The sequence below is a fragment of the Pseudoduganella buxea genome (assembly GCF_009720835.1).
Classification (GTDB): Bacteria; Pseudomonadota; Gammaproteobacteria; order Burkholderiales; family Burkholderiaceae_D; genus Rugamonas; species Rugamonas buxea.
In genome coordinates, this window is record NZ_WNKZ01000178.1 from 1 (window position 1) to 4,032 (window position 4,032).

At 72.0% G+C, this 4,032-nt stretch carries 3 protein-coding genes and 2 pseudogenes; all 5 read left to right on the forward strand.

Annotation, left to right across the window (positions count from 1 at the left end):
• A pseudogene (locus tag GM672_RS28565) lies at positions 1-244 on the forward strand (hydrolase 2, exosortase A system-associated); the annotation flags it as partial.
• Complete coding sequence (locus GM672_RS27250) at positions 234-1,091, forward strand: hydrolase 1, exosortase A system-associated (protein WP_155473631.1); 858 nt, start codon at positions 234-236, stop codon at positions 1,089-1,091. The pseudogene GM672_RS28565 and the gene GM672_RS27250, both read left to right, overlap by 11 nt.
• Complete coding sequence (locus GM672_RS27255; RefSeq protein ID WP_155473632.1) at positions 1,085-2,371, forward strand: glycosyltransferase; 1,287 nt, start codon at positions 1,085-1,087, stop codon at positions 2,369-2,371. The genes GM672_RS27250 and GM672_RS27255 overlap by 7 nt, the downstream gene beginning before the upstream one ends.
• The gene (locus GM672_RS27260; RefSeq protein ID WP_155473633.1) at positions 2,368-3,006 is read left to right on the forward strand and encodes a tetratricopeptide repeat protein; all 639 of its coding nucleotides are present in this window, start codon (positions 2,368-2,370) and stop codon (positions 3,004-3,006) included. The genes GM672_RS27255 and GM672_RS27260 overlap by 4 nt, the downstream gene beginning before the upstream one ends.
• Positions 3,003-4,032, forward strand: a pseudogene (locus GM672_RS27265) (hypothetical protein); the annotation flags it as partial. The gene GM672_RS27260 and the pseudogene GM672_RS27265, both read left to right, overlap by 4 nt.

Below are 4,032 nucleotides of genomic sequence, written 5' to 3' on the forward strand. Positions count from 1 at the left end.
GGACGCGGCCAAGGCGCCGCCGCCGCCGTGCCCCGTGCACTGGCTGGAAGTGGTGGCCGAGGCGGGCCGCCCCCTGCCGCCCGCCGCCGCGCGCATCGTCCAGCGCTGGCAGGAAGCCGGCATCGCCGTCGACACGCAGACGGTCGCGGGCCCGCAGTTCTGGGCCACGCAGGAAATCGCCGAATGCCCGGCCCTGGTCGAGCGCACCCGCCACGCCCTCTCCGCCCTCGACCATGCAGCCTGATGAACTGGCATTGCGCTTCCCCTGCGCGCAGGACTGGCTGACCGGCATCCTCAGTCCGGCCACGGGCGCGCCCACGCGGGGCGTGCTGATCGTCGTCGGCGGACCGCAGTACCGCGCCGGCAGCCACCGCCAGTTCGCGCTGCTGGCGCGCAGCCTGGCCGCGCGTGGCATTCCCGCGCTGCGCTTCGACTACCGGGGCATGGGCGACAGCACCGGCGCGGCGCGCGACTTCAACGATGTCGATGCCGACCTGCGCGCTGCCGTCGACGAATTCTGCGCGCGCGTGCCGAGCCTGCGCGAAGTGGTGATCTGGGGACTGTGCGACGCCGCCTCCGCCGCCCTGTTCTACGCCGGCCAGGATGCACGCATCGGCGGCCTGGTGCTGCTGAACCCCTGGGCCCGCACACCGGCGGGCCACGCCAGTGCCACCCTGAAGCACTACTACCGCGCGCGCCTGCTGCAGCCGGAGCTGTGGAAGAAGCTCGCCACCGGCCGCTTCGACTGGCGCGCCGCCATCGGCAGCTTCGTCAAGCTGGCCGGCACCGCACTGCGCCGCCGCCCCGCCCCGCCCGTGGCGCTTGCTGAAAAGCCGGCGATGGGCCTGCACGAACGTATGCTGGACGGCATGCGCGCGTTCGATGGCAAGGTGCTGCTGATCGTCAGCGGCAACGATTTGACGGCCAAGGAGTTTCTCGACATGGCAAACGGTTCGGCGCCCTGGCGCCGCCTGCTGGCCGCGCCGCGCGTGCAGCGCCACACGCTGGTGGCGGCCGACCATACCTTCTCGCGGCGCGAATGGCGCGACCAGGTCGCCGACTGGACTGCCGACTGGGTGCGCGCATGGTGAACCGGGTCCTGATGATCGCGTTCCACTTCCCGCCCCTGCACGGCAGCAGCGGCATCCAGCGGACGCTGAAGTTTTCGCAGTACCTGCCGGCGCTGGGCTGGCAGCCGCTGGTGCTCACGGCCCATCCGCGCGCCTACGAGCGCCAGGGCACGGACCAGCTGAAGGACATCCCGCCCGAGGCCGTGGTGCAGCGGGCGTTTGCGCTCGATACGTCGCGCCACCTGGCCGTGGGCGGCCGCTACGTGCGCGCGATGGCCCTGCCGGACCGCTGGGTGTCGTGGGTGCTGGGCGGCGTGCCGGCCGGGCTGCGCATGATCCGCAAGCACCGGCCGCAGGTGATCTGGTCGACCTACCCGATCGCCAGCGCGCACCTGATCGGCCTGGCCCTGGCGCGGCTGACGCGCCTGCCGTGGATCGCCGACATGCGCGACCCGATGACGGACGTCGACTATCCCACCAATCCCCTGACGCGCCGGATCTACCGCTGGATCGAGGACCAGGCCGTGCGCCACAGCTGCGCGGTGGTCTGCACCACGGCCGGCGCCGTGCGCAACTACCAGCAGCGCTATCCGCAGGTGCCGCCGGAGCGCTTCCTGCTGGTCGAAAACGGCTACGACGAGGAGAACTTCGCCGGCGCCAGTGCAGTGACCCAACCGGCACCGGCGCCCGATGCGCCCTTCGTTCTGGTCCACAGCGGCATCATCTACCCGTCCGAACGCGATCCGGTAGAACTGTTCGCGGCGCTGGCCGACCTGCAGGCGGCGGGCCAGCTGGTGCCGGGCCAGCTGCGCGTAGTGCTGCGCGCCACCGCCCATGACGAGTACCTGGCCGGCCTGATCGCCCGACACGGCGTCGGCGCCTTCGTCACCCTGGCGCCCCATATCCCGTACCGCGACGCGCTGGCCGAGATGCTGACGGCCGACGGCCTGCTGGTGCTGCAGGCAGCCAACTGCAATCACCAGATTCCGGCCAAGGTCTACGAATACATGCGCGCCCGCCGCCCCGTGCTGGCGCTGACCGATCCGGTCGGCGACACGGCCGGGGCCCTGCTGCAGGCGGGCATCGATACCATCGCGCCGCTCGACAACCGGCAACGCATCGCCCAGGCCCTGCTGCGCTTCATGGCCCAGGTCCGTGCCGGCACGGCACCCGTGGCCACGCCGGCCGCCGTGGCCGGGGCCTCGCGCCGTGCCCGCGCGGCCCAGCTGGCGCGGCTGCTCGACCATGTCGGCGTCCAGCGCACCCTTGCACCCGTGCCGAACCAGGCGGAGGAAACATGAAGCTGTCCCCCAGGCTGTCCATCCTTGCACTGGCGCTGCTGTGCGCCGCCGGTGCCGCCACCGCCGCCGGCAAGCCGTATTGCGGCGGCCTGAAAAACGGCTACGGCCCGTTCGACTACCGCACCACGCCGAAGTCGAAACTTGGCGTGGTCGAGGACTTCCACTTCACCGAGGACGTGCAGGCCCTGCGCAAGGGCGCCACCGGCCATATCGGCGGTGACCTCGACTACGTGCTGCGGGCCATCCCGAACCACCCGCAGGCGCTGCTGCTGATGATGCGCCTGTCGCAGAAGCTGCGCACCATCAAACCACCCGGGGCGCACTTCCCCACCGAATGCTATTTCGAGAGGGCCGTGCGCTTCCAGCCGGAAGACGGCGCGGCCTGGGCCCTGTATGCGCAGTACCTGTTCGCCGAAGGCCAGGACAAGCGCGCCATGGAGATGCTGGAGCGCGCCGCCACCCTGGCGCCGGACGACGCGGCCATCAACTACAACCTGGGGCTGGCCTATGCCCGCGCCAAGAAATACGACGCCGCCCTGCCGCTGGCACGCAAGGCCTACGGCGCCGGCTTCCCGCTGCCGGGCCTGAAGAAAATGCTGTCCGACGCCGGCAAGTGGACTGAAGAGGCGCAATGATCGCCGGCCTGGCGGCGCGTGTCGGGGCCGGCGCCGCCCTGCTGCTGCTGGGCGCGGCGCTGTCGGTCTACCCGGCCGCCGGCCCGTGGCTGGTCGCTGCCCTGGCCGCCTACGCCGCACTGCTGTGGTGGCGCCCCGCCGCTTGGCTGCTGGTGCTGCCGGCCGTGCTGCCGATCATGGACTTCACGCCGTGGACGGGCTGGTTCTTCCTGGAGGAGCTGGACCTGGTGCTGCTCGTCACCTGCGCCGTCGGTTACTGGCGCCTGGCGGCCGGCAGCCCTGCGGGGCGGTTGCCGCCCGTGGCCGGCCCGGCCCTGGTGCTGCTGGCGGCCTGCCTGGCCTGGGCCACGTGGCGCGGCATCACCCCGCTGGCGCCGCTGGACGCGAATGCCTTCAACAACTACACCAGTTCCTATAACGGCCTGCGCATCCTGAAGGGCTTCGCCTGGCCCATCGTGCTGCTGCCGCTGCTGCGCCGGAGCTGCGGGCCGGACCTCGTCAACCTGCGCCGCCTGTTCGTGCCGGGCATGCTGCTCGGCCTCGTCGCGGCCAGCCTGGCGGTGGCGTGGGAACGCATGCTGTTCCCCGGCCTGCTCAATTTCGCCACCGACTACCGGCCCACGGCGCCGTTTTCGGCCATGCACACGGGCGGCGCCGCGCTCGACGCCTACCTGGCGATGGCGCTGCCTTTTGTCGCCGTATGGCTGGCCGGGCGTGACAAGGACGCCCCGCGCGAACGGTTCGCGGCGCTGCACCTGCCGCTCGGCATGGCCTGCCTGCTGCTGGGCTGCTTCGCCGGCCTGACCTTGTTCTCGCGCGATATCTACCTGGCCTACGGCGCGTCCGGCGCCGTGCTGGCCGCCATCGCGGCGCTGCGGGCACTGCGCGCCCGGCAACTGCGCTGGCGCACCCTGCTGGCCGGTGCCGCCGTGCTGGTGCTGCTGGGCGCCTGCCTGATGGCGGTGTTCGACACCAGCGGCTACCGGGGCCTGCTGGCCGCGCTGGGCGCGCTGGCCGTGGCCGTGC

Coding starts and splice junctions, on each gene's coding strand:
- GM672_RS27255 (WP_155473632.1), top strand. CDS start 1,085: ATGGTGAACCGGGTCCTGATGATCGCGTTCCACTTCCCGCCCCTGCAC.
- GM672_RS27260 (WP_155473633.1), top strand. CDS start 2,368: ATGAAGCTGTCCCCCAGGCTGTCCATCCTTGCACTGGCGCTGCTGTGC.
- GM672_RS27250 (WP_155473631.1), top strand. CDS start 234: ATGCAGCCTGATGAACTGGCATTGCGCTTCCCCTGCGCGCAGGACTGG.